This window comes from Tsukamurella sp. M9C (assembly GCF_020169415.1).
Taxonomy (GTDB): domain Bacteria; phylum Actinomycetota; class Actinomycetes; order Mycobacteriales; family Mycobacteriaceae; genus Tsukamurella.
This window is the reverse complement of the sequence record NZ_JAIULG010000053.1, coordinates 13179-36210: the sequence shown is the minus strand read 5'-3', so window position 1 is coordinate 36210 and position 23032 is coordinate 13179. Positions and strand designations below refer to the sequence as shown.

21 protein-coding genes and 1 pseudogene are annotated in these 23032 nt (G+C 70.5%); 17 read left to right on the top strand and 5 right to left on the bottom strand.

Annotation, left to right across the window (positions count from 1 at the left end):
• Positions 1-193: pseudogene (locus LB823_RS20030) on the bottom strand (hypothetical protein); the annotation flags it as partial.
• A gap of 174 nt (positions 194-367) precedes the next feature.
• On the bottom strand, positions 368-1876 hold the full coding sequence (locus LB823_RS20025) for an amino acid permease (protein WP_224650614.1): 1509 nt from the start codon (positions 1874-1876) through the stop codon (positions 368-370).
• Between the two features lie 142 nt (positions 1877-2018).
• Here LB823_RS20025 and LB823_RS20020 point away from each other — a divergent pair, with 142 nt between their 5' ends.
• Positions 2019-3899, top strand: coding sequence for a putative nucleotidyltransferase substrate binding domain-containing protein (locus tag LB823_RS20020; protein WP_224650612.1), 1881 nt, complete (start codon positions 2019-2021; stop codon positions 3897-3899).
• A gap of 23 nt (positions 3900-3922) precedes the next feature.
• On the opposite strand, the gene ald is transcribed toward LB823_RS20020, so the two are convergent.
• Positions 3923-5038: an alanine dehydrogenase gene (gene ald / locus LB823_RS20015; RefSeq protein WP_224650610.1), complete on the bottom strand. Its 1116-nt coding sequence runs from the start codon at positions 5036-5038 to the stop codon at positions 3923-3925.
• 117 nt (positions 5039-5155) lie between these two features.
• Between ald and LB823_RS20010 the strand changes: the two genes are divergently transcribed.
• The 7 genes from LB823_RS20010 (at position 5156) to LB823_RS19980 (ending at position 14743) form a co-directional block, all read left to right on the top strand.
• Positions 5156-5647 carry an Lrp/AsnC family transcriptional regulator gene (locus LB823_RS20010; protein ID WP_224650608.1) on the top strand — a complete coding sequence of 164 codons (492 nt, stop codon included), beginning with the start codon at positions 5156-5158 and terminating at the stop codon, positions 5645-5647.
• Positions 5648-5732: 85 nt separating this feature from the next.
• Positions 5733-6821, top strand: coding sequence for a 2,3-butanediol dehydrogenase (locus tag LB823_RS20005; protein ID WP_224650606.1), 1089 nt, complete (start codon positions 5733-5735; stop codon positions 6819-6821).
• A gap of 26 nt (positions 6822-6847) precedes the next feature.
• Positions 6848-7570 (top strand): pirin family protein, encoded by a 723-nt coding sequence (locus LB823_RS20000; RefSeq protein ID WP_224650604.1) that lies wholly within the window; start codon positions 6848-6850, stop codon positions 7568-7570.
• A gap of 89 nt (positions 7571-7659) precedes the next feature.
• Positions 7660-10365, top strand: a complete 2706-nt coding sequence (locus LB823_RS19995) for a glucosidase (RefSeq protein ID WP_224650602.1) — start codon at positions 7660-7662, stop codon at positions 10363-10365.
• A gap of 93 nt (positions 10366-10458) precedes the next feature.
• On the top strand, positions 10459-11778 hold the full coding sequence (locus LB823_RS19990; protein ID WP_224650599.1) for a SidA/IucD/PvdA family monooxygenase: 1320 nt from the start codon (positions 10459-10461) through the stop codon (positions 11776-11778).
• Positions 11775-12611 (top strand): GNAT family N-acetyltransferase, encoded by an 837-nt coding sequence (locus LB823_RS19985; protein ID WP_224650596.1) that lies wholly within the window; start codon positions 11775-11777, stop codon positions 12609-12611. Before LB823_RS19990 ends, LB823_RS19985 begins: the two co-directional genes overlap by 4 nt.
• A complete protein-coding gene (locus LB823_RS19980) occupies positions 12608-14743 on the top strand; it encodes an MMPL family transporter (RefSeq protein WP_224650593.1) in 2136 nt (711 codons plus the stop codon). The genes LB823_RS19985 and LB823_RS19980 overlap by 4 nt, the downstream gene beginning before the upstream one ends.
• Here LB823_RS19980 and LB823_RS19975 read toward each other — a convergent pair.
• Both LB823_RS19975 and LB823_RS19970 read right to left on the bottom strand, forming a co-directional pair.
• Positions 14721-15692 (bottom strand): magnesium transporter CorA family protein, encoded by a 972-nt coding sequence (locus LB823_RS19975; protein ID WP_224650590.1) that lies wholly within the window; start codon positions 15690-15692, stop codon positions 14721-14723. The two genes, LB823_RS19980 and LB823_RS19975, sit on opposite strands and share 23 nt — an antisense overlap.
• Before the next feature lie 9 nt (positions 15693-15701).
• Positions 15702-16082 (bottom strand): MmcQ/YjbR family DNA-binding protein, encoded by a 381-nt coding sequence (locus LB823_RS19970; RefSeq protein ID WP_224650587.1) that lies wholly within the window; start codon positions 16080-16082, stop codon positions 15702-15704.
• A 23-nt stretch (positions 16083-16105) separates the two neighbouring features.
• Between LB823_RS19970 and dapB the strand changes: the two genes are divergently transcribed.
• From dapB to dapA, 9 genes are all read left to right on the top strand, one after another.
• A complete protein-coding gene (gene dapB / locus LB823_RS19965; protein ID WP_224650585.1) occupies positions 16106-16849 on the top strand; it encodes a 4-hydroxy-tetrahydrodipicolinate reductase in 744 nt (247 codons plus the stop codon).
• Positions 16846-17325: a hypothetical protein gene (locus LB823_RS19960; RefSeq protein ID WP_224650583.1), complete on the top strand. Its 480-nt coding sequence runs from the start codon at positions 16846-16848 to the stop codon at positions 17323-17325. The genes dapB and LB823_RS19960 overlap by 4 nt, the downstream gene beginning before the upstream one ends.
• Positions 17325-17780, top strand: a complete 456-nt coding sequence (locus LB823_RS19955) for a flavodoxin family protein (protein ID WP_224650580.1) — start codon at positions 17325-17327, stop codon at positions 17778-17780. The genes LB823_RS19960 and LB823_RS19955 overlap by 1 nt, the downstream gene beginning before the upstream one ends.
• A 1-nt stretch (position 17781) precedes the next feature.
• Entirely contained in the window at positions 17782-18864 is a 1083-nt protein-coding gene (locus tag LB823_RS19950; RefSeq protein WP_224650578.1) for a DUF4238 domain-containing protein, read from the top strand.
• 196 nt (positions 18865-19060) lie between these two features.
• Positions 19061-20194 (top strand): DUF222 domain-containing protein, encoded by a 1134-nt coding sequence (locus LB823_RS19945; protein ID WP_374201357.1) that lies wholly within the window; start codon positions 19061-19063, stop codon positions 20192-20194.
• A gap of 24 nt (positions 20195-20218) precedes the next feature.
• Positions 20219-20746 carry a DinB family protein gene (locus tag LB823_RS19940; RefSeq protein ID WP_224650574.1) on the top strand — a complete coding sequence of 176 codons (528 nt, stop codon included), beginning with the start codon at positions 20219-20221 and terminating at the stop codon, positions 20744-20746.
• A 66-nt stretch (positions 20747-20812) separates the two neighbouring features.
• Positions 20813-21610, top strand: a complete 798-nt coding sequence (locus LB823_RS19935) for a thymidylate synthase (RefSeq protein WP_224650572.1) — start codon at positions 20813-20815, stop codon at positions 21608-21610.
• On the top strand, positions 21610-22080 hold the full coding sequence (locus LB823_RS19930) for a dihydrofolate reductase (RefSeq protein ID WP_224650570.1): 471 nt from the start codon (positions 21610-21612) through the stop codon (positions 22078-22080). The genes LB823_RS19935 and LB823_RS19930 overlap by 1 nt, the downstream gene beginning before the upstream one ends.
• A 43-nt stretch (positions 22081-22123) precedes the next feature.
• A complete protein-coding gene (dapA, locus tag LB823_RS19925) occupies positions 22124-23029 on the top strand; it encodes a 4-hydroxy-tetrahydrodipicolinate synthase (RefSeq protein WP_224650567.1) in 906 nt (301 codons plus the stop codon).
• Positions 23030-23032: the final 3 nt, after the last annotated feature.

Genomic DNA, 23032 nt, shown 5'->3' with positions numbered 1-23032 from the left:
ACCCGGGGGCCGGCGGTGCGGGCTTCCCGGGGACGCTGCCGTCCGCGGGGATCGGCGCGGGAGCGCCGGGAGCGGCCGGCGCGGGGAGCGGGCCCGGCGCGGCGTGGGCGGCTGCGGCGAGCGGGACGCCCAGCGCGGCTGCGGCGACGGCGGCGAGGAGGAGCCGGCGTCCGCCGGCGATGAGGATCGACATGGTTTCTCTCCCTGGTGACGGGCCGCCGCGCCCGGATGCGGGCGGCCGGTGCCGACGCTAGGAGCGCCGCGTCACCGTCGTATCCGCGTCCGGTCGCAGGCGCGTCCCGTCCCGGTCCCGAGAGACGACGGACGCCCGCCGGCGAACCGGCGGGCGTCCGTGTGAGCGGGGAGGTCAGTCCTTCTTGTCCTTGAGCGACCAGGTGGGTGCGAGGTCGCCGCCGGTGTGCTGGAGCACCTTGGGCTTCACGGCGATCCAGCCGATCGCCAGGATGGCGACGAAGGCGGGGATGCCCAGGATGACGACGATGAGGTTCGTCTTGTCCCAGAAGCCACCGTCGGACTTGTACCCCGAGTAGGCCATGCCGACCAGGACGAGGAACAGGAAGACGAGGCCGACGTAGCTCATGAACGGCGCGAGCGGGGCGCGGAACGGGCTCTTGGTGACGATGCCCGCGTCCGAGAGCTTCCGGTAGCGGATGTGGCACAGGAAGATCAGGCTCCACACGCCGACGACCGCGATGGCGGAGGCCTCGAGGGCGATGTCGAAGGCGTGGCCGGGAACGAGTGCGTTGAGCACGGCGCCGAGCACGTAGAAGATCGACGTCACAATGATGCCGGTCGCCGGGACGCCCGACTTGCTCATGTTCATGAACATCTTCGGTGCTTCGCGGCTGGCGGCGAGGCTGCGCAGCATGCGACCCGTGGTGTACAGGCCGGCGTTGAGCGAGCTCATGGCGGCGACGATGAGCACGCCGTTGATGAGGGTCGCCATCCAGCTGATGCCCATGCGCTCGAAGACCGTGACGAACGGGGACTCGAGATCGCCGGCGGCGGTCTTGTTGCCGTACTGGCTGGTCGGCAGGATGCAGACGAGGAGGAAGATCGAGCCGCAGTAGAAGACCGCGATACGCAGGATCACCGAGTTGACGGCCTTGGGCACCTCGCGCTGCGGGTTCTGCATCTCGCCCGCGGCGATGCCGACCATCTCGATGGCCGCGTAGGCGAAGACGACGCCCGACATCACGACGATCGGCGCGATCCAGCCGAAGGTGTCGCTGTGGGGCCAGAATCCGCCGGGGTTCGACCAGAGGTTGGAGATGCCCGCCTTGTGCGCCAGATCGCCGCTGCCCACCGTGACCTGGCCGATCACGATGACGAGGCCGACCACGAGGAAGATCACGATGGCGCCGACCTTGAGCACGGACGCCCAGAACTCGAACTCGCCGAAGGCGCGGGCCGAGAGCAGGTTGATGACGAGGACCACTGCCAGAGCGATGATCACGGAGACCCAGTTGGGCAGTTCCCACCACTTCCGGACGTAGACCGCGACGGCCGACAGCTCGGCGACGCCGGTGAGCGCCCAGAAGATCCAGTACAGCCATCCCGCGGCGTAGGCCGCGGCCTCGCCGAAGAACTCGCGGGCGTAGGAGACGAACGCGCCCGAGCTCTGGCGGTACAGCACCAGCTCCCCGAGGGCGCGCATGAGGAAGAAGGCGATCACGCCGACGAAGGCGTAACTGAAGAGGAGCGCCGGGCCCGTGCTGTTGAGGCGGCTGGCGGAGCCCAGGAACAGGCCCGTGCCGATGGCGCCGCCGATGGCGATCATCTGCACGTGTCGCCGACCGAGGGTCTGCTTGTAGCCCTCCTGCTCGGCGGCGAACTTATCGACGGAATGCGTCATGGATGAGTCTTTCTCCTCGACGTATCGGTGCGCATGGGGTTGTGCGCTGGATGGGAATGTAGACCTCGCAACGCTTCCGCGGACGCGTTACCGAGAGATGACTTGGGGATGTCGATCGCCGCCGACGTGTAAACATAGGTCCATGACCGACTTCTCGGACCTCGGGGAGCTGTTCGCCTTCCTCTCCGGACACGCGCCCTTCGACGGCCTGCCCGACGACGTTCGCGCACGTCTGGCGGCCGAATCGTCGATCAGCGAGTTCGCCGAGGGCGCGACGATCCTGGACGGTTTGTCCGCTTCGCCCGACCACGCCTTCGTCGTGCTCGCCGGCCGGGTCGGGGTGTGGAACTTCCCGGCGGTTTCGCCGACCGACGTGGGTGACGTCGACGAGGTGGTCGGTCCGGGCGGGGTGTTCGGCTACGTGGTCATCCTCGTGGGTGCGAAGGGTGGGCCCCGCGCCGTCGCCCTCTCGGACGTCACGTTGCTGCGCCTGCCGGCCTGGGCCGTCGGCGACATGTTCTCCACTCCCGCGGGCGCGGCGTTCCTGGCGACCGAGCTCGCCAAGCCGACCACGGCCGTCTCCGCAGACGAGATCCGCGAGCGCACGGCGGGCGAGATCGTGCGTCGGCCACCCGTCGTCTGCCCGCCCACCGTTACCGTCCAGGAGGCCGCCACGGCGATGACGGCCGCGAAGTCGGGCTACATCCTGGTCGAGAACGCCGCCCGCGAGCCGCTCGGCATCGTCACCGATCACGACCTGCGGGCGCGGGTGATCTCCGTGGGGCGGCCGGTGACCGATCCCGTGACGGCGGTGATGACGGCGCCGCTGGCCGCCGTCCCGGAGTCCGCGCTCTCGTCCGACGTGCTGATCGAGATGCTCGACCGCAAGCTGCACTACATGGCGGTGCTGGACGAGCACGCGGCCGTCCGGGGCGTCGTCCAGGACGTCGATTTCCTCACGGTGCCCACGACGTCCACGTTCGCACTGCAGCGCCGGATCGAACGCGCGGAGGCGGCGGAGCTGCCGGAGATCGGCGCGACGATCCGCGAGATCTTCCCCGTGCTGTGGGGCCAGCAGGCGCCGGTCCGGCACATCTCCGGTGTCGCCGCCGTGGCGATCGAGGCGATGGTGCGTCGCTGCATCGAGCTCGAGCTGTCGGTGCATCCCGGGTTGAAGGAGGGCGATTTCACGTGGCTCTCGCTCGGCAGCGTCTCGCGCCGCGAGGTGGTGCCCAGCTCGGACGTCGACAGCGCGATCATCCTCAAGGACCTGCCCGGCGCCACCGCGGAGGAGATCGAGGTCCGACGGTCCGCCGCCCTCGCCCTGGCCGCCGCGGTCCACACGCGGCTCGAGGAGTGCGGCATCCCGTCGGACACCAATGGCGCCGTCGCCGCCCAGCCCCGCTTCTGCCGCACCGAGTCCGAATGGCTGTACGCGGCAGGCGAGTGGATCGACGCGCCGCTGTCGAACAACGCGATGATGATGGCCTCGTTGCTGGTGGACGGCCGGCCCGTGTGGGGCGACCTGACCCTGCAGCCCGTGGCCGGTGTCTATCAACATCTTTCGGAGCATCCCCGTGCCTTCATCCTGATGTTGCGCGAGGCCCTCACCGCGAAGGCGCGGCTGCGCTCGGTGCGCGACGTGATCTCGCTGCGGGGCGGCACCTTCGACATCAAGGCGCACGCGTTGGTGCCGGTGGTGAACATCGCCCGGTGGGCGGCGCTGAGCCGCGGATCCACCAAGCTGCAGACCCGCAACCGGCTCGCCGCGGGCGCGGATTCGCCCGTGCTGCCCGACGATTCCGCCGAGGTGCTGCGCGAGGCCTTCTCGATCCTCGAGCGCCTCCGCATGGAGCATCAGGTGCAGCAGATGGGCGCCGGTCGCGCGCCGGGGGACGTCCTGTCCATCCGGCGGATGTCGTCCCTGGACCGCGGGCTCCTCGAGCAGTGCGTGCGCGAGGTGGCCGCGGTGCAGCGCCGCATGGCCAACCTCGCGCAGTACCTCGACGCCGGCGAATGGTGAACCGGCGCGGGTGACGTCGCGGCTCAGGCCAGGACGGCCTCGGGTGCCTTCGACTCGATGCCCAGGGCCTCGCCGACGCCCGCGTTGAGGAGCACACCGTCGTGCGTCGACAGGCCCGCGGCCAGTGCGGCATCCTCCGAGCATGCGGTCTTCCAGCCCTTGTCCGCGATGCGCAGCACGTAGGGCAGGGTGGCGCCGGTGAGCGCGAACGTGGAGGTGCGCGGCACGGCGCCCGGCATGTTGGCGACGCAGTAGAAGACGGTCTCGCCGACGGTGAAGGTCGGATCGTCGTGCGTGGTGGGGTGCGAGTCGGCGAAGCAGCCGCCCTGGTCGATCGCGATGTCGACGAGCACGGCGCCGGGGCGCATGCGGTGCACCAGGTCGGTGGAGACGAGCTTCGGCGCAGCGGCGCCCGGGATCAGCACGGCGCCGATCACCAGGTCCGACTCGACGACGGCCTCCTCGAGCGCGAGCGAGGTGGAGTAGCTGGTGTGCACGCGGCCGCCGAACTGGGCGTTGACGGCGCGCATCTTGCGCACGTCCAGGTCGAAGACGGTGACGTCGGCGCCCATACCCGCGGCGATCTGCGCCGCGTTGATGCCGGAGACGCCGCCGCCGAGCACCGTGACCTTCGCGGGCGCGGTGCCGGGGACGCCGCCCATGAGCACGCCGCGGCCGCCCTTGGAGCGCATCAGGTGGTAGCTGCCGACCTGCGGCGCGAGGCGGCCCGCCACCTCGGACATCGGGGCGAGCAGCGGGAGCGAGCCGTCGGGGAGCTGGACCGTCTCGTACGCGATCGACGTGGTCTTCGAGGACAGGAGCGCATCGGTGCACGGCCGCGAGGCGGCCAGGTGCAGGTAGGTGAAGATCGTCTGGTCGGCGCGCATCCGGGCGTACTCCGCCTCGATGGGCTCCTTGACCTTGAGCAGCAGGTCGGCCTCGCCCCAGACGTCGTCCGCCGTCGGCACGATGCGGGCGCCCGCCGCGGTGAAGTCCTCGTTACTGATCGCCGATCCGACGCCCGCGCCGTCCTCGATCAGCACGTCGTGGCCGCGGCGGGTCAGCTCGGCGACGCCGCCGGGCGTGATCGCCACGCGGTACTCGTTGTTCTTGATCTCGGTGGGGATTCCGACGCGCATCGTGTGCTCCTGTCAGGCGATGGTGGCTTGTGTCACATAGTCTGAAGAAACATCGAGAACCGATCAAGGGCACGGAAGAAGATTCTGAGAGGGCGAGACGTGGCTGACGTACATTCTGTGAGAACGGCGTATCGCCCACCATCATCGAACGATCGTCGACCCCTGCTCGACGACGCGGACCGGCGGATCCTGCTCGTGCTCCAGCGGGACGGACGGGTCTCGAACGCCGCCCTCGCGGAGGAGGTCGGCCTCGCCCCGTCGACGGTGCACACCCGGGTCCGGCGACTCACCGACGCGGGCGTGATCCGCGGCTTCTACGCCGACGTCGATCCCGCGGCCGTCGGCCGGCCGCTGCGCGCCATGATCGCCGTGACGCTGCGTTCCACGGCGCGGCACCGGATCCGGCAGTTCGTGGAGTCCGTGATCGACCTGCCTCCCGTCATCGACGCGTACTTCCTCGCCGGCGGCGACGACTACCTCCTGCACATCGCGGCCGTCGACACCGACGACCTGCGGCACCTCGTCGAATACCTCAGCGCCCGCGAGGAGGTCGCCGGCACCAACACCTCCCTCGTCTTCGAGCACGTCCGCGGCTCGGCGCCGCTCTAGGCTGCAACCCGTTGCAACGATCGACGGGGCGCGCGGACCGCGGCGACTGTGGGACGGGTCACACGTCCACGACCGGAGGAATCCCATGCGAGCAGCGCGCTACTACGACCGCAACGACGTCCGGATCGAGGACGTCCCCGCGCCCGCGGTGACGGACGGCACCGTCGCCATCGACGTCGCGTGGTGCGGCATCTGCGGCACCGACCTGCACGAGTACGTCGACGGCCCGATCTTCGTGCCCCCGTGCGGGCACCCGAATCCGGTGAGCGGCGAAGCCGCGCCGCTGACGATCGGGCACGAGATGTCCGGCGTCGTCGCCGCGGTCGGCGCGGGCGTCGACGACCTGCAGGTGGGCGACCACGTGGTGGTCGAGCCGTACATCATCGCCGACGACGTGGACACGGGGCCGGACAGCACCGACTACCACCTCTCGCCGAACATGAACTTCATCGGTCTTGGCGGCCGCGGCGGTGGGCTCTCGGAGCGGATCGTCGTGCAGCGCCGCTGGGTGCACCGGGTGTCGAAGGACGTGCCGCTGGACCAGGCGGCGCTCATCGAGCCCCTCGCCGTGGGGTACCACGCGCTGCAGCGCTCCGGCGCCGGGGCGGGCGCGTTCGCCCTCATCACCGGCGCGGGGCCGATCGGGCTGCTCACCGCCGCGGTGTGCAAGGCGAAGGGCCTCACCGTGGCGATCAGCGAGCCCAGCTCCCTGCGCCGCAGCCGGGCCGCGGAGACCGGCGTCGCCGATCACGTCTTCGATCCCACGCAGGTCGACGTGGTCGAGGCGGTCCGGGATCTCACGGGCGGCCGCGGCGCCGACGTCGGCTTCGAGTGCACCTCCGTGCAGCCCGCCCTGGACACCCTGTTCGACGCGCTGCGGCCGCAGGCCGTGCTCGTGGTCGTCTCCATCTGGGGCCACCCCGGCAGCGTCGACATGCAGAAGCTGGTGCTCAAGGAGATCGACATGCGCGGCACCATCGCCTACGTCAACAACCACGCCGAGACGATCGCGCTGGTCGAGAGCGGCACCGTCGACCTGGCGCCGTTCATCACCGGAAGGATCGGCCTCGACGAGCTGGTCACCGTCGGCTACGACACCCTGCTGCACCACAACGAGACCGCCGTGAAGATCCTTGTCTCGCCGTCCGGGGCGGGGCTGCCCGCGGAAGTCTGACCGCGGCACCGGCCTACGCTGTCGGGGTGAGCGAGAGCAGGATCATCCCGGCCGCCGACCGCACGCACTGGCGCGGCGAGGGGATCTACACGCGGCAGTCGATGCCCTTCACCGGCAACTTCGATCTGGGTGAGAACGCGCACGGGCAGCTGCTCGTGCACAACGACGACCTCATCGACCCCGGCTCGGGCGTCGACCGGCACTTCCACCGCGACGCCGAGATCGTCACCTGGGTGATCGCGGGCGAGGTGCACCACGACGATTCGTCCGGCGAGACGGGCCTGGTCCGCGCCGGCCAGGTGCAGGCCATGAGTGCGGGCAGCGGGGTCAATCACCGCGAGCAGAACCCCCGCTCCACCGGCGTGGTCGCCCGGGTCGTTCAGATGTGGTTGCCGCCGAACGAGCCCGGCGGCGAGCCCGAGTACCGCACCGCCGACGTCCCGCTCGACGGGCGCGGCCTGGTCCTCGTCGCCTCGGGGATCGCGGGCCGCGACCCGGCAGTGGTGATCAACAACGACGCCGCCGCGCTGTACGCCGCCCGGATGGTGGCGGGGGAGTCGGTCGTCCTGCCGCCGGCGCCCTACGGGCACCTCTTCGTGATCTCGGGTGCCGTCGCCGTCGGCGACGACCGGCTCGGTGAGGGCGACGCGCTGCGCACCGTCCACACCGGTGCCCTCACGGCGATCGCCTCCGAGCCCGCCGAGATCCTGTTCTGGGAGATGCACGCGCAGGCGGTCTCCGCGCGCTGATCGCTCACGGGGAATGCCCGTTCGGGCCCGTTCGCCTCCGGCTCGGTCCACCTCCTGCGGCGCGGCCCGCGGTGTAGGAGGATTCTCCAGTGCAGAACACCGATTCCACCGCCGAACACCGCCGCCTCGCGGAGAGCCCGGGACCCGACGGTCCGTGGCGGCTCTGGGGCCCGTACCTCGCGGGGCGCCAGTGGGGCACCGTCCGGGAGGACTACAGCGGCAGCGGCGACGCGTGGGCCAGCTTCGGCTTCGACCAGGCGCACCGCCGCGCCTATCGGTGGGGCGAGGACGGGCTCGGCGGGATCTGCGACCGCTACGGCTTCCTCAACCTGGCCGTCGGCCTGTGGAACCACAACGACCCCATCCTCAAGGAGCGCCTGTTCGGGCTCACCAACGAGCAGGGCAACCACGGCGAGGACGTCAAGGAGTACTGGTGGCCCGTCGACGGGACGCCCACTCACAGTTGGATGCACTGGATGTACCGGTACCCGCAGGCCGAGTATCCGTACCAGCAGCTCCGCGACGGCAACGCCGGTCGCGACCGCACGCAGCGCGAGTACGAGCTCGCCGACACCGGCGTGCTCGCCGACAACCGCTTCTTCGACGTGCACGTGCGCTACGCCAAGGCCGCGCCCGACGACATCTGCGTGGAGATCGAGGCGGTCAACCACGGTCCGTCGCCCGCGCCGCTCGATCTGCTGCCGCAGCTGTGGCTGCGCAATACCTGGGCGTGGGGGCACGACGAGCGTCGCGGTGAGATCACGCGCGTGCACTCGCCGCAGGCCGGCGGCCTCGAGGCGGTCCGCGTGACGCACCAGTGGCTCGGCGAGTACCACCTCGCCGCCGAGGGCTCCCCACAGCTCCTGTTCTGCGACAACGAGACCGATGCCGTGGAGCTCTTCGGCGCGGCGGCCAACGCCTCGCCCCACCCGAAGGACGCGATCACCAAGCGGGTGGTGCAGGGCGACGAGGCCGCCGTCAACCCGGAGGAGCGCGGCACCAAGGCGGCGATCTGGTACCGCTTCGCGTCCGTGCCGGCGGGGGAGAGCGTGACCGTGCGGCTGCGCCTCTCGCGCACCCCGCCGTCGCTGGACACCTTCGGCCCGGGCTTCGCCGCCGTGTTCGCCGACCGGCGCGAGGAGGCGGACGAGTTCTACGGCACCGTGATCCACGGGGACGTGCAGGGCGAGGACCGCGCCGTCGCGCGCCGCGCCTACGCGGGCATGCTGTGGAACAAGCAGCTCTACCGCTACGACGTGGAGTCCTGGCTGGAGGGCGATCCCGCGGTCGACCCGTCGCCGCGGGAGCGGGCGGACCCGGGCCGCCGCAACACCACGTGGAAGCACTTCTCGCTGGCCGACGTGATCTCCATGCCCGACGAATGGGAGTACCCCTGGTTCGCCGCGTGGGACCTCGCCTTCCACTGCATCCCGCTGGCCCACGTCGACCCCGAGTTCGCCAAGGAACAGCTGGTCCTCATGTGCCGCGAGTGGGCCATGCACCCGAACGGCCAACTGCCGGCGTACGAATGGGAGTTCGGCGACGTCAACCCGCCCGTGCACGCGTGGGCGGCGTGGCACGTCTACCGCATCGACGGCTGGCGCGACCAGGACTTCCTCGTCCGCGTCTTCACCAAGCTGCTGCTCAACTTCTCCTGGTGGGTCAACCGCAAGGGCTCTGACGACGCCGGCGTCTTCGAGGGCGGCTTCCTCGGCATGGACAACATCGGCTTCTTCAACCGGTCCGCGCCGCTGCCGCCCGGCTACCGGCTCGAGCAGTCCGACGCCACCAGCTGGATGGCCTTCTACTGCCAGCAGATGTTCAAGATCGCCATCGAGCTCTCGCGGCACGACCCGGTGTGGCAGGACTGCGCCACCAAGTTCCTCGAGCACTTCCTGCAGATCTCCAAGGCCACGTACAACTTCGGTTCGCACAGCCTCTCGCTGTGGGACGACGAGGACGGCTTCTTCTACGACGTGCTCGTCCGGCCCGACGGCAGCGCCCTGCCGATGCGGGTGCGCTCCATGGTGGGCCTGCTCCCGCTGCTGGGCGCCACCGACGTGCCGGCGTGGGTGGCGCAGGAGTGCCCCGACGTGACGGCGCGCCTGAACTGGCTGCGCTCCCGCCGCCCGGAACTCGTGGAGCCCGTCCTCTCCGGCGCCTCCGCCGACGGCGACGGGGACGGCCGGATGCTGCTCTCCCTCGTCAGCCCCGACCGGCTGCGCCGCGTGCTGGAGCGGATGTTCGACCCGGCGGAGTTCCTGGCGCCCTACGGCATCCGCTCGCTGTCCAAGACGGAGCAGCAGGTGACCGAGGACGTGGACGGTAACACCGTCTCCATCCAGTACGAGCCCGGCGAGTCGACCACCGGCATGTTCGGCGGCAACTCCAACTGGCGTGGGCCCGTGTGGTTCCCGGTGAACGTGCTGCTCGCCGACAAGCTGCGCACCTACGGCCGGCACTTCGGCGACTCCTTCACCATCGCCATCCCCACCGGCTCCGACAATCTCTGCACGCTGGAGGAGGCCGCCGACGTCATCGACGAGGGCCTCGTCGGGCTGTTCCGTCCCGTCGCGCGGGCAGACGGCGGCGGCGCCCGCCGCCCCGCCGACGCAGGGCGGATCGAGGGCAGCGACAACCCGCTCTGGGCGCAGCATCCCACCTTCTACGAGTACTTCGACGGCGACACCGGCGAGGGCCTGGGGGCCACGCACCAGACGGGGTGGACCGGCCTCGTCGCGCACTTGCACAACCCCCGTCTACCCATGGAGCCTCCGCGCGCTCCGGGGGCCTGACGAGCGCGGAGTTTTTCACACTGCAAAGCGTGAAAAATCTGTCATCAAGTACGGTGTACAGGATCTTTGCAGGGTTACGATCCGTTCAGGCGGATGCCCAGCACCGCCCCGACGTCGGTGGGGAAGGGTGTGATGCGCACGACGGAACCGGTGGACGACGGCGACGTCGTCGACGTACTCGGGGTCGGATTCGGACCCGCCAACCTGGCGCTGGCGATCGCGCTCGCGGAGTCGCCCGACCGGATCGGCACCGTGCGGTTCCTGGAGCGCCGCGAGGCCTTCGCGTGGCACCCGGGAATGCTGCTGCCGGGCACGTCGATGCAGATCAGCTTCCTCAAGGACCTGGTGACGCTGCGCAACCAGGCCAGCCCGTTCTCCTTCGTCGCGTACCTCGGCGCCCGGGGCCGGCTCGTGGACTTCGTCAACCGCGCCGTCCTCACCCCCGAGCGGGCGGAGTTCGCGGACTACTTGGCCTGGGCGGCCGCGTCGTTCGCCGATCAGGTGCGGTACGGCCGAGCGGTGACGGGTCTGATCCGCTGCGCCGACGGTCCGAGGTTCGCCGTCGCCCATCGGGGCCCCGACGGCGACGAACGAGTGACCCGGGCACGGTCGGTGGTCGTGGCCCGCGGACTGCGGCCCGTACTCCCCGCGTGGACGGACGGGCTCGACCCGCGGCGCGTCTTCCACAACATCGACCTCGTCCCGCGGCTCGGTGAGCTGGAGCGCGAGCTCTCCGACGGGGTCGCGGGCGGGCGCTTCCTCGTGGTGGGGGGCGGCCAGTCCGCCGCCGAGGTGGCGCTGCACCTGCACGACGCGGGGGCGCGCGTGGACCTTGCCTTCCACGGCTTCGGGCTCGCGGACGTCGACGAGAGTCCCTTCGTCAACCAGGTCTTCGACCCGGACGTGGTCGACGAGTTCGCCGTCGCGCCTCCGGAGACGCGCGAGGCGCTGCTGCATCGGCACGGCAACACCAACTACGCGGCGGTCGAGCACGCGCTGACCCGCGACCTGTACGACCGCTGGTACCGGCAGAAGGTCGGCGGCCCAAGTCGATTGGGCGTGCATCGCACCAGCGAGGTCGTCGCCGCGAACGCCGCGCCCGGCGGCGGCGTCGCGACCGATCTGCGCCGCCTCACCACCGGCGAGCGGACCGCGGCGACCTACGACGCCGTGGTGTGCGCCACCGGATTCCGGCCCGGCGGCCTCAGCGGGTTGGACGGCATCGCGCCGCCGGCCGCCGATGTGCGCGTCGCCCGCACGCACCGCGCCGTGATCGACGGCGCCGAGGTGCCGGGCCTGTACGTGCAGGGCGCCGACCTCCCGGGCCACGGTCTCGGGACCACGCTGCTGTCCAACGTCGCCGTCCGCGCGGGCGAGATCGCCCGCGCGCTGCACCAGGAGGAGTCGCCATGACCACGAGGACACCGGCGGGCACCGTGCTCTTCGCGGCGACCGAACGCACTCCGTTCACGGTCTTCGTCGCCGAGGACCCGCGCGACATCGAACGCGCACAGGCCCTGCGGTACGACGCCTTCTCCACGGAGCTGGGCGCGCCGCTGCCCGGGGCAGTGATCAGCGAGCGGCTCGGCCGGCCGATCGACGTGGACCGGTTCGACGACTACAGCGCTCACCTCCTCGTGCGGCACGACCCGACCGACGAGATCGTGGGCTGCTACCGGATCATCCTGCCGGCCCCGAGCGGGCAGCGGGAGGTGTTCACCACCAGCATGTTCCGGCTCAGCCCGGCGTTCGCCGCGATGGCCGACGACGTCGCCGAGTGGGGGCGCGCCACCATCGCGGCGGACTACCGCGGCGGGGTGGTCTCGGTGCTGCTGCGGATCGCGCTGCTGGCCTTCTACGAGCGCTCCGGCTTCCGCTTCGCGATGGGCTGCATGTCCGTCCGCATGGAGGACGGCGTGCACCCGCGCGCCGCGCTGGTCCGCGCCGCCCTCGGCTTCCTCGCCGACAACGACGCCCTCGCGGACGGCGCGGTCCGCGCCGATCCGATCCGGCCCGTCGCCGTCGACGGGGTCCCCATCGGCGAGCTCCCGCGGCCCGACGGCGCCGACGAGGACCTGGTGCCGCCCACGATCCGCATCGCCGTCCGGTACGGCGGTGTCGTCTGCGGCATGCCCTCGTACGACCCCGATTTCGAGATGGCGGACTTCCTCGTCCTGTTCGAGGACGAGCGGATGCGTGCGGCCGGCTGCCTCGACGAGGTCCGCTCCTTCCTCGCGGCGCTGTGATCGCCCGGCTCACGCGCGCCGTCGCCGCGCGGCCCCGCACGGTGCTCGCGGCGTCGTTGCTCCTGCTCGTCGTGCTGGGCTGGCTCGGGGCCGGCGTCGGCGGCGCGCTCCGCAGCGGCGGCAGTACCGACCCGAGCGCCGAATCCGCCCGCGCGCAGCAGGTTCTCGAGGACGACTTCGGGCGCGGCGGGTCGTCCCTCGTGCTGACGGTGCGCGCGCTGACGCCCGCGGCGGCGGCGGCCGCCGCGGACCACGGTCGCGCGATCGCGGAGGCGGTCCGGCGCGCCCCTGCGGTGCAGGCCGCCGTCTCCGCCTGGACCGATCCCGCCGCTGCGGCGCGCCTGACGTCGGCGGACGGCCGCACCGGCCTCGTCGTCGCGAACCTGACCGGCGGCACCGGGGACGCACCCGACCACGCCCGCGCGATCGTCGACGGCCTGCCGAGCCCGCCCGACGGGGTGCGGGTCGAGGCCGGCGGCGAGGCCATGACCTACCTGCAGATCAACGAGCAGTCCGGGAAGGATCTGGTGCGGGCGGAGCTGATCGCCCTGCCGCTCACCTTCCTCGTCCTCGTGTGGGCGTTCGGCGGGCTCGTCGCCGCCGCGGTGCCCGTCGTGGTGGGGGTCGCGGCGATCATCGCGACCTCGGGGCTGCTGCGGCTCGTCGCGGAGGTCACCGACGTCTCCGTGTTCGCGCTCAACCTCATCACCGCCATGAGCCTGGCGCTGGCCATCGACTACACGCTGCTGGTGGTGAGCCGGTATCGCGAGGAGGTGCCCGCCCGCGGCCGCGAGGAGGCGCTCGTGACCGCCATGGCGACGGCCGGGCGCACGGTCCTGTTCTCCGCGATCACGGTCGGGCTCAGCCTCGCCGCGATGGTCCTGTTCCCCATGTACTTCCTGCGCTCCTTCGCCTACGCCGGCCTGGTCGTCGTCGGCTTCACCGCCATCGCGACCCTGATCGTGACACCGGCGATCCTGACGCTGCTGGGCGACCGCATCGATCGGCTCCGCGTGGGTCGCGGCCCGCGCCCGACGGACGAATCCCGCTGGTACCGCGCGGTGAAGGCCGTGCAACGCCGAGCGGTCCCGCTCGGGATCGCCGTGGTGGCGCTGCTGGTCGCACTCGGCGCGCCCTTCCTCGGCGCTAAGCTCGGCTACCCCGACGACCGGACCCTGCCGACCGCCGCCTCGTCGCACGCCGTCGGCGACGACCTGCGCACCGGCTTCCACCCGAATCCCACGGCAGACGTCCTGATCCTGCTGCCGGAGGGCGCACCGTCGGGCACCGAGGACTACGCCCGGGAGCTGTCCCGGACCGCCGGCACGGGCCCCGTCGTCGGGCCGGACGGGACATGGCTGCGCGGAGACCGCGTCGCCGACGGGGATCCGACGTCCCGGGCGGGCTTCGCGCGCCTGATCACGGTGGCGAGCGAGCACGACCCGCGGTCGGCGGACGGCGGCACCCAGCTGGACGCGCTGCGCGCGGTGCCCGAGCCCGCCCCGACGCTGTTCGCCGGTGCGGCGCAGGCGGACCGGGACGCCGTCGACTCCATCCTCGGCGCGGTGCCGCGGGTCCTCGTCGCGATCGCGATCACCACTTTCCTACTGCTGTTCCTGCTCACCGGCAGCGTGCTGCTGCCGCTGAAGGCGCTGGTGCTCAACGTGCTCTCGCTCTCGGCGACCTTCGGCGCGATGGTGTGGATCTTCCAGGAGGGGCACTTGGGCGGGCTGGGGACCACCGTGACCGGACACCTCATCGCGGACATGCCGGTGCTGATGTTCTGCATCGCCTTCGGGCTGTCGATGGACTACGAGGTCTTCCTGCTCTCGCGGATCCGCGAGGAGTGGCAGGGATCGCCCGGCCGGGATCGCGCCGCGAACGACGAGGCCGTGGCCCGCGGCATTGCGAGCACCGCGCGGGTGGTCACCGCCGCCGCACTGCTCATGGCCGTGGTCTTCGCCGCGATCGGCTTCTCCGAGGTGTCCTTCATGCGGATGTTGGGCGTGGGCCTCGCGATCGCCGTGCTGCTCGACGCCACCCTGGTGCGGCTGGTGCTGCTGCCGGCGTTCATGCGGATCGCGGGCACCGCCAACTGGTGGCCGGGGTTCAGAGCCAGCCGCGGCGCTTGAAGGCCGCGTACAGGCCGCCGGCCAGGGTGAGCATCATCAGGAGGCTCAGCCAGAAACCCCATTCCTTGCCGAAGCCCGGGTAGGGCACGTTCTGGCCGAAGTAGCCGGTGATGGCGGTCGGCACCGCGATGATCGCCGCCCAGCTGGTGAGCTTCTTCATCACCGTGTTCAGCTGGTTGTCGACCAGGGCCAGGTTGGTCGAGCGCACGGATTCGACGTTGTCGCGCAGGCCCTCCGTCCAATCCGCGGCGCGCATGGTGTGGTCGTAGACGTCCTCGGCGTAGGGCAGGAGATCGTGTAGATCGGGGGCCGCGGACACCCGCCGGAGCACCGAGCCCACCACGTCGCGCATCGGTAGGACGATGCGGCGCAGCTCGCCCACTTGCTTGTGCAGATCGAACGTGACCTGGGAGACCCGGTCGCTCGAGCGGCCGTCGAACAGAATCGATTCCACGTCGTCGAGCCGCTCGTCGACCGCGGTCACCCGCGCCGTGTAGCCGTCGACGACCGCGTCCAGCAGCATCAGCTCCAGCGACTTCGGGCCGTACTGCAACAGATCAGCGTTGTCGGAGATGTTCTCCGCCACGTCGTCGACGGGGAAGCCCTCGCCCAGGCGCACCGTCAGCACCCCGTGCTCGAACAGGAACAGCGAGAGTCGGCTCGTGGCACCGTCCTCGGCCACCGTGTAGGCGGTGACGAACAGGATCTCGCCGTAGCGCAGGGACTTCGGGCGCTCATGAACGGTGAGCGCGTCCTCCACCGCCAGCTTGTCGAGTCCCATGGTCTGGACGAAGGGGGCGAACTCGGCCTCGGTCGGGTCGAGCACGTCCACCCAGATCAGGCCCGACGGTGCGGCCAGCGCCCGCGTGGCGGCGTCCGTCGCGGCGTGGTGGACGACGTCGAAGCAGTCGTCCGCGTCGTCCACGAAGGTCCGGATGGTCACGTCCATGGGGCAACCCTAGGACCCGTCGGACTCCGGCCGCTCGACCTGCTCCGCGAGCGTCGCGGGGGCCTGCACGCAGTACGAGTCGGTGAGGAGCTCGGCGACCTCGTCCCAGTCGGTGTTCTCGTCGACGATGATGCCGACGGTGCTCTCGCCCCAGTTCACCCGGAAGTACGGGTCGCCGAGATTCTCGAACGCGGGGACCTCGCTGGGTTCGGCCCGGAAGATGAGGCGGAACTGCTGGTCCTCGCCGCCGAAGACGTGCGCCACCGTCGCGCCGCGGACGCGCCAGCGCGTGCCGACCCAGGCGCGGTCGGCGACGCATTCGGGGAAGGCCTCGAGGACGTCGGCGAGGCGGTCGATCCATTCGTCGGGAACGTCCGGTCGGGTGGTCACCGGGCAAGGGTATCGTCGGGCGCATGCTGAACGTGGGTGTGTTGGGATCCGGCGGCAAGGTCGGCCGCGCAATGGTGGACGCCGTGGAGGCGGCCGACGATCTGGCGCTGAGCGCCACCGTGGACGCGGGGGACATGCTCACCGGCTTCCTCGACTCGAACACCCAGGTGGTGATCGACTTCACCCACCCGGACGCGGTGATGGACAACCTGGAGTTCCTCATCGACAACGGGATTCACGCCGTGGTCGGCACCACCGGCTTCACCGACGACCGGCTCGACACGGTGCGCGGCTGGCTGGCGGAGAAGCCCGGCGTCGGCGTGCTCATCGCCCCGAACTTCGCCATCGGCGCCGTGCTCACGATGCGCTTCGCGGCGCAGGCCGCCCGGTTCTTCGACTCGGTCGAGATCATCGAGCTGCACCACCCCTACAAGGCCGACGCCCCGTCCGGCACCGCCACCCGCACCGCCGAGCTCATCGCCGAGGCGCGCGAGCAGGCCGGGCGCGGCAAGATGCCCGACGCCACCTCCGCGGAGTTCGACCGCGCCCGCGGCGCCCGCGTCGACGGCGTCCGCGTGCACTCCGTGCGCGTCGCCGGCCTCGTCGCGCACCAGGAGGTGCTGCTCGGCACCCAGGGCGAGACCCTCACCATCCGGCACGATTCGCTGGACCGCAGCTCCTTCGTCCCCGGCGTGCTGCTCGGCGTGCGCGGCATCTCCTCGCGGCCCGGCCTCACCGTGGGCATCGAGCCGTTCATGGACCTGTGAGCCCCGTGGAGCGCCGCGATCGGGGGAACCTGGGCCAGCTGCTGGTCATCGGGTTCCTATCCGTCGCGATGCTCACGTACATCGGTCTCATCGGCGCATGGGCGTGGATGATCGCCCGCCGCGGCGGCGGCGCGAACCTCGGCCTCGGTTTCGGCATGGTCCTGGTCGGCCTGGTCGGTCTGTGGATCCTCTGGTCCGTGCTCAGCAACGGCTACGCGCACCAGAAGCTCGCGGCGTCGGCGAAGGCGCTGGGGCGCGACCTCGACGTCTCGGAGCTGCCGAAGATGCCCTCGGGTCGCGTGCAGCGGGACGCCGCTGACGAGCTGTTCGCGCAGGTCAAGGCCGAGTACGAGGCCGAGCCCGAGTCCTGGGTGAACGCCTACCGCCTCGCCCGCGCGTACGACTACGCGGGCGACCGCTCCCGCGCCCGCGACTGGATGACAAAGGCCGTCTCGATGGAGAAGAAGGCCCGCTGATGGCCGTGCTCCTCGTGATCCACCACACGCCGTCTCCGCACTGCCAGGAGATGTTCGAGGCGGTGATCGCCGGGGCGACCGACCCCGAGATCGAGGGCGTCGAGGTGGTGCGGCGCGCGGCGCTCGCCGTGACCGCGTCGGACGTGCTGGCCGCGGACGGCTACGTCCTCGGCTCGCCGGCGAACCTCGGCTACATCTCCGGGGCGCTCAAGCACGCCTTCGACACGATCTACTACCCGTGCCTCGATTCGACGCGCGACCGGCCGTTCGGGCTGTACCTGCACGCGAACGAGGGCGGCGAGGGCGCCGAGCGCGCGGTGGATTCGATCACCGCCGGGCTCGGTTGGGTGAAGGCCACGCCGCACGTCGTCGTGTCGGGCAAACCGTCGAAGGCGGACCTCGAGGCGTGCTGGAACCTGGGTGCCACTGTCGCCGCGCAATTGATGAGCGAGTGATGTGGCTGGCCGCGTGTTCGCTCACCGGTGGACGACGGATGCGGAGATCGAGGAATCGAAGCGGCAGGCCAGTGCCGGCGGAGTAGGGAAGAGGCATCATCACGTACCGCAGGTCTACCTGCGTCGATGGGCAGATGACGCGGGAGCGCTCAGAGTTACGAAGGTCGCGACTCGTGATAGCTACGTTCAGCCGACCAAGGACATCGCGAAGAAGACGAACCTGTACACGATCTCTGCCGACGACCTCGCACCCGACTATCCGGCGTTGTGGTTTGAGAAGCATATGTCTCGGATTGAGAGCGAGGCAGCGGGCTGGATCGGCTATCTCGATTCCCTTCCCGACGGCCAGATCGTTGATGTCGAGCTGATCGCCAACCTTGCAGTTTTCGTCGGGTTGCAGGAACAGCGGACGCTCAAGAAGCGCGCGCAAGAGTTGCGGATCGAGGATGCGCTCAACCATTTCGGTCGGGCTGAGGTCGTGGCAGCGAACCTACCCACGTTGTGTGCCATCAGTGGTACTCCATATTCGCCAGATCGACACGATGAGCTGGTTCAGCAGCTGCTAGATGTGCCACTGCTCAGCACAGAGCGCAAGCCCCGAGCGTTGGAGAGTGCAATTGGTGTCTGGCGACATAGTGCGGTTCCGCACCTCGCGATTGCGCGCAGTTGGTGGCTCGTGTCGACTAGAGCGCCACTCATTACTTGCGATGAACCTGTCGTTTGGCTTGGCGGTCCCGCGCGCGGCAGGTGGGAGCCTGCGGCCTGGGCAAAGTCGTCCCACGGCATCTATCCGGTGGGTCCCAGTCGGCTTCTGGTCCTTGTCTCGGAGAGGTTCCACCCTTTGCCTCCTTCGTTCGTGTTGAGCGCCGAGGAGACCAGCAAGGTCAACTTCGAGATCGTCGCTGCATCACACGAGTTCTGCTACGAGAACCCGCTCACGAGCATCGCTGCCGCATTCGACGTGCCGCCATGGCCCAGGTTTGAGCCCGCACGGGCATCGACCTTCATGGAGGCTGTAGCCGAACCCTCCCGGTGGACAATCGGAGAAGGCCCACCGTGGGCTGTTGGTCGGTGGTACCCGTGACATTGATGTCCGGAGCGCTAGTCAGAGTGGGCCGCGATCAGCTCGTCAGGTATTCGAGAGTAAGTTGCTATCTCGAAAACTTGTCAGTCGGTCGACGTAGCGTCTGGGCATGGACGAAGACGGTGGTGTAGATGAGGACCGGCCACCCGGCGGTGGCGTGGCGGATCGGTTGCGTTCGATGGAACGGCGGCGGTGCTTGACGGTGTTCGAGCAGTACCGGTTGGCGGCGGAGCTGCTGCGCGAGCGGGTGTGCGAACGGGTCGCGGCAGGGTTGCCGCAGGACCGATGGCAGCAGGGCGTCGCCGCGGAGGTCGGGCTGGCGCTGCACATGTCGCCCAACACGGCCGCGAAGTTCGTGGCCCGGGCGGTGGAGCTGGAGAAGATCCTGCCGCACACCCGCACCCGCCTGCGCGAGGGTGATCTCGCGCCGGAGGCGATCCCGGTGATCGTCGGCGGCCTCGCGCACCTGGACGCCTCCGATCGGCATACGGCGGATGAGCTGCTGTGTGCCGAGGCGGCGACGCTGGCGGGCATGGGACTCAAGCAACTCAGCGCGCGAGTCGAGCAGGTCGCCTATGCGCTAGATGCGCAGGGCACGGTGGATCGGAACGCGTCGGCGGAGAAGGACCGGACCGTGACGATCCGGCCGCTGCCGGAGGGGATGGCGCGGGTGTCGCTGCTGCTGCCGGTGGCGCAGGGCGTCGGGGTGTACGCGGCCCTGCGCAAGCATGCCGCAACGTTGATCGGGATCGGCGCGGACCTGCGGACCCGCGGGCAGATCATGGCCGACACCGCCTTCGCCCGCCTCACCGGCCGCGAGGCCACCGGAGGCCAGCCCGTGACTGTGAACCTCACTCTTCCGGCCACGGTGCTGCTCGGCGACCAGCCCGGGACCGCGTACCTGGACGGCGGTGGGGCGATGCCGGCGGAGATCGCCCGCAACCTCATCGGGAAGGCCACCGCCGCCGGCGTCGCGTGGGTCAAACGCCTCTACATCGCACCCGAGACGGGCGCGGTGGTCGGCATGGACTCACGGGCCCGCTGCTTCCCGGACGGGCTCGCGGACATGATCCGGGCTCGGGACCGGTACTGTCGGAGCCCGTACTGCGATGCACCGATCGCGCATACCGACCACGTGGTTCCGCACGCGGCGGGTGGCCCCACCAGCTTCGACAACGGTCAAGGCTTGTGCGCTGCGTGCAACTACGCCAAGGAGGCCGCGGGCTGGAGCAGTGCGGTCGTCGGCGATCCGAGCGGACGGCACACCGTCGACGCCCGAACGCCGAGTGGGCATTCGCTCCGGTCCACGGCGCCCCGGCAGGCGGCTTGAGCGCGGAGGAAATAGGGTCGGCTAGTGGCTGAATCGCGGCTCGATCTCTTGCGTTGGCAGTTCGACCTCACCTGGGCGCTCGGCGAGGTGCATCTCGCCGAGCTCACGGCCGACGACTTCCGCTGGGAGCCGGCGGCGCTGTGCTGGACGATGCGCCGCAGCGACGACGGTGAGTGGGTCGCCGACTGGGCCGAGACGGAGCCCGACCCGATCCCGGTCCCGACGATGGCGTGGCTCAGCTGGCACATCGGCTGGTGGTGGAGCACCACCGCCGATCATCTCCTCGGGCGCGAGGTCCGGGAGCGCGGGTCCGTGCGGTGGCCCGGGCCCGAAGGTGCCGTCGCCTGGCTGACGGGGATCCGCGACGAGTGGCTGACCGTCCTCGACGCGCTCACCGAGGACCGCCTCGACGAGCCGTCGGGGTTCCCCTGGCCGCCGGACGCCGACCTGACCGTCGGCCACCAGGTCGCGTGGGTCAACGCCGAGCTGATGAAGAACCTCGCCGAGATCGGCCAGCAGCGCGTCGCCCGCGCGGCGCTGAACGCCGGCTGACCGGCGCCGGGCGGACGCGGTCGCGCCGCGCCCGAGGTTGTCGGGGGTCCGCTCTAGACTGGGGGTGTGATCGCGACGCCCTATGAAGACCTGCTCCGCGACGTGCTGGAGAACGGCACGCACCGGCCCGACCGCACGGGCACCGGGACGCGCAGCGTCTTCGGGCGCCAGCTCCGTTACGACCTGTCGCAGGGCTTCCCGCTCATCACCACCAAGCGGGTGCACATGAAGTCCATCGCGTACGAGCTGCTGTGGTTCCTGCGCGGGGACTCGAACGTCAAGTGGCTGCAGGACAACGGCGTCACCATCTGGGACGAATGGGCGGCTCCGGACGGCGAGCTCGGACCCGTCTACGGGGTGCAGTGGCGCAGCTGGCCCACCCCGAACGGCGAGCACATCGACCAGATCAGCAAGGCGATCGAGACGCTGCGCACCAACCCGTCGAGCCGGCGCAACATCGTCTCCGCCTGGAACGTCGCCGAGATCGAGAACATGGCCCTGCCGCCCTGCCACGCCTTCTTCCAGTTCTACGCGGCGGACGGCAGGCTCAGCTGCCAGCTCTACCAGCGCAGCGCCGACCTGTTCCTCGGCGTCCCGTTCAACATCGCCAGCTACGCGCTGCTCACCCATATGGTGGCCGCGCAGGTGGGCCTCGAACCCGGCGACTTCGTGTGGACAGGTGGCGACTGCCACATCTACGACAATCACGTCGAGCAGGTCACCGAGCAGCTCAGCCGCGACCCGTACCCGTACCCGCGGCTCGAGCTCGCCGAGCGCCCCAGTGTCTTCGACTACGAGTACGGCGACATCACCATCCACGACTACGTGCACCACCCCGCGATCAAGGCGCCGGTGGCGGTCTAGTGATCGGCCTGATCTGGGCGCAGGCCCGCGGGGGAGTGATCGGCGCCGACGGCGGGATCCCGTGGCACATCCCCGAGGACATGAAGTTCTTCCGCGAGACCACCGCGGGCGCCACGGTTCTGATGGGTCGTCGCACCTGGGACTCCCTGCCGCCGCGGTTCCGCCCGCTCCCCGGGCGCACGAACATCGTGGTGACGAGGGATCGGGCCTGGCGCGCCGACGGTGCCGTGGTCCAGCACGACCTCGCCGTCCCCGACGGCGATGTGTGGGTGATCGGCGGCGGCGAGATCTACGACGCGGCACTGCCGCTCGCGGACCTGCTCGCCGTGACCGAGGTGGACGCCACCGTCGAGGGCGACACGACGGCACCGTCGATCCCGGAGGACTTCGCCCTGGAGGAGGACGCGGCGTGGCGCGAGTCCTCGTCGGGCCTGCGCTACCGGCACCTGACCTACCGGCGCAACCGCTAGCCAATAGCAACTTTCCGGGACCGGGTGGGTAGCCTTAGCGCTTATGAGTGCGACCCCGGCGACCACAACGCCCACCACGCCCTTCGGCGCGATCTCCGTCGCGATGGTGACCCCGTTCAAGGCGGACGGCACGCTGGACCTCGAGGCCGGGCAGAAGCTGGCGTCGCACCTCGCCGACCAGGGCTGCGACGGGCTCATCGTCGCGGGCACCACCGGCGAATCGCCCACCACGCAGCCGTGGGAGAAGATCCAGTTCCTCAAGGCGATCATCGAGGCCGTCGGCGACCGCGTGCAGATCACCGCGGGCGTGGGCACCTACGACACCGACGAGTCCGCCGTCTTCGCGCGCGACGCCGCCGAGGCGGGCGCGCACGGCCTGCTCGTCGTGACGCCGTACTACTCGCGGCCGCCCCAGGCCGGCCTGCTCGCGCACTTCACGACGGTGGCCGACGCCACCGACCTGCCCGTGCTGCTCTACGACATCCCGCCGCGCTCGGTGGTCGCGATTGAGACGGACACGCTGCGAAAGCTCGCCGAGCACAAGAACATCGTCGGCGTGAAGGACGCGAAGGGCGACCTCGGCGCCGGAGCCCGGCTCATCGCCGAGACCGACCTGCAGTTCCTCTCCGGCGACGATCCGCTGAACCTGCCCTGGCTCTCCGTCGGCGCACTCGGCTTCGTCTCCGTCATCGGGCACGTCGTCGCGCCGCAGCTGCGCGCGATGCGCGACGCCTACTTCGCGGGCGACAACGCCCGCGCCACAGACATCAACGCCTCCCTCGGGCCCGTCTACGAGGCCATGGCCGGCCTCGGCGGCGTGACCTTCTCGAAGGCGGCACTGGCCCTGCAGGGCCTTGATATGGGTGTACCGCGCCTCCCGCAGGTGCCGCCCACCGGTGAACAGCGCGACCGGCTCGCAGCGCTACTGACCCAAGCGGGGGTGCTCTAAACA